We start from the raw sequence: 2536 nt of genomic DNA, 5'->3' as shown, positions 1-2536 counted from the left end.
TTTGGCATGATTTGGATTGGTACCTTAATTATACCAAAAGCCAGTGTTCATGCGGGTTTTTTTACGTTTTTTTATCCATTTTCATGGCGCTTTTTTATTGATTTATCAGGGTGCGAAACTCGAGTAATAAATTGGTGTTGAATTAAATATTCTGAGCTTTAAACTTTATACAACAATCGGGCCAGATTGTTTAGTAACGTCTTTAAAGAAGAATTAGATTTCTAAGCTAATTTTTAAGAAGACTGTGAATTTATGTACTTAAAGTAACGGTCAGGTAGTTTAAAAAGAGCTAAGCAAACACTAAAACTTTTAATAATTTGGAAAAAAATTTGGAGTTTTATGTTAATATCAAAGTGTAACAGGTGCCTTACAATAAAGATAAAGGTGGAAGGGATATGGAAACATTTAATTTATCAACTCGTTGGAATTTGGATAATCTTCAATGTGGTCGGGACCTGGAAAGATTTAAAACTCATTTAAGTAGTATTAGTGATAAGTTGACAGAAATCGAGGAGTGTTCAAAATCACATGTCTTATATGAAAACGCACTAATAACAATTTCTCAGTTAATTAAACAGATTGAATCAGCTGAATCTTTTTATTACTGTTTAACCACAGAAGATATAGAACCATCTCATTTAACCTCATTAAATGGAACCATCTCAATCTTAAAATCCAAAGTTTATTCGATCATCTCCGATTTGAAAGAAAGACTAAATCATATGAATGAAACACAATTTGTTGACTGGGCAAACAATGTTAAACAGCAAAATTTTCTTGCTGAATTAGTAAGCGATGTAAAAAGGGTTACAAAACAAGACAAGGTCATTTCAAACTTTGTTAAAGAAACATTAAGTAGTCTTGAAGACCTTTATGTTCAAGTCAGAAACAATATAGAAGTAAAAATAGATCCTGTTAATGAACGGAATGAAATATCTTTTGCTGAAGCTATTAATTTATCCTTGTCACATCCAGACAAATCAAAAAGGCTTCGTGTTTTTAAGGAGCTAAACAAAGACCTTGAAACACAAGCAAATATCTTTGCTTCAATATATAATCACATGGTTGGACTAAGACTTAATGAGAATAAGATAAAAAAGATAGATTACCTTGACGAATCTTTAAAATTAAATGGCATATCCAGACAAACTCTTAATGCAATGTGGAATGCAGTAGAAACCAACATCCAAAGGCTTTCTAGTTATTTTAAAAAACCCGGGTCTGAAAAAATCTCCTGGCATGAATTGATGACATCATCTCAGAATGTTTCCCTTCAGATTACTTACTCACAAGCTGTTGATGAAATATCAAATTCACTTGTGAATATTGACAGTGATATGTGTGAATTTGTAAAAGAAGTAATTTCAAAACGATGGGTAGATGTTGAGCATCGTAAAACAAAACCACCTGGTGGGTTTTGTGCACCATTTATTCCAGAAGGTGAATCAAGAATTTCACTAAGTTTTGACAATAACATCGATAGTGCTAGACGGCTTGCGCACGAACTTGGTCATGCTTGGCATTTTAAACAAATGAAAGATATTCCTTCCTTACGATTTTCAGATGATACGTTTGAAATGACAATGGCGGAAACTTCTTCAATCTTTTTTGAAACTTCATTTATCGATTATAGTATTCAAAACACCAATGATATTTCAGCTAAAATATCAATTCTTGGGGAAAAGATTGAACGGAGTCTTAATTATTTGATGTCTATAAGAGGAGCATTTTTATTTGAAACTAAGTTTTATGAGTACAGGAAAAATGGCCAACTGGATTCCAAACAGATTGAAGAACTTTCGTTAACTTGTCAGGAAGAAGCGTATGGAAATAGTTTAAGTAATTATGAGCCTTTTGTATGGATTAAGTACGGACAGTTCTATCAATCTAATATTCCTTTTTATAATTATCCGTATTCTTTTGGTTTTTTATTAAGTATTGGACTTTTAGAAATAGCCAAAGTGGATAAACTATTCAAACAAAGGTTTCAAGGATTCCTTAGTGAAACCGGAAGCTTGCCACTCGAACAACTATTTAAAAAACATTTCCAAACAGATCTTTCACAACCGGATTTTTGGCAAAAATCAGTACAAAGATTAATACAAGATATAGAGCAGTATAACAAACTTGTGAATAATTGCACATAAACAAACGGGTCTTTACTTCAATAACACTCTTCAGCTAACGGGCGCTTATCCGGAATAAAAGAAAGTGCCCAATATACCATTGTAGGGCCATATTGTAGAAGATTATATTATTTAAATGAGGGTCACATATGAGTAAAAAATTGCAGTCCTTTGGATTTGTTTTATTGATTTCAGGTACAGTATTATTCGGTATAATGCACCTTGCTATTGCTTTATATATGCCTGATCGGGTATATACAGCTACACCGCCGAGTGCATTTGTGACTCGAGTTTCGCACCCCACATACCAAGGGATTCGGGGTGTTTATTAATGCCTGAAACCCTTGTATGACAGTGCTTTTGTCGAAATTCCATTTTCGCCCTCTAAGCGACATTATCGCCGTCAAATA

Annotated in this window: 2 protein-coding genes; both read left to right on the top strand. The window is 33.0% G+C overall.

Features of this window, described 5'->3' with window-relative positions; translation table 11 throughout:
* Positions 1–395: 395 nt before the first annotated feature.
* Positions 396–2147 (top strand): M3 family metallopeptidase, encoded by a 1752-nt coding sequence (locus tag IEW67_RS17705; RefSeq protein WP_188634403.1) that lies wholly within the window; start codon positions 396–398, stop codon positions 2145–2147.
* A gap of 128 nt (positions 2148–2275) precedes the next feature.
* Entirely contained in the window at positions 2276–2458 is a 183-nt protein-coding gene (locus IEW67_RS17700) for a hypothetical protein (protein ID WP_188634402.1), read from the top strand.
* Positions 2459–2536 lie beyond the last annotated feature (78 nt).

Origin of the sequence: Lentibacillus kapialis (assembly GCF_014646635.1) — a bacterium.
GTDB classification, from domain to species: domain Bacteria; phylum Bacillota; class Bacilli; order Bacillales; family Amphibacillaceae; genus Lentibacillus; species Lentibacillus kapialis.
Note: the sequence above shows the minus strand (reverse complement) of the source record. Positions and strands in the feature narration are given on the sequence as shown.

What these genes read in the sequence shown, in the direction of transcription:
- IEW67_RS17705 (WP_188634403.1), top strand. Translation starts at nt 396, where the DNA reads ATGGAAACATTTAATTTATCAACTCGTTGGAATTTGGATAATCTTCAA.
- IEW67_RS17700 (WP_188634402.1), top strand. Translation starts at nt 2,276, where the DNA reads ATGAGTAAAAAATTGCAGTCCTTTGGATTTGTTTTATTGATTTCAGGT.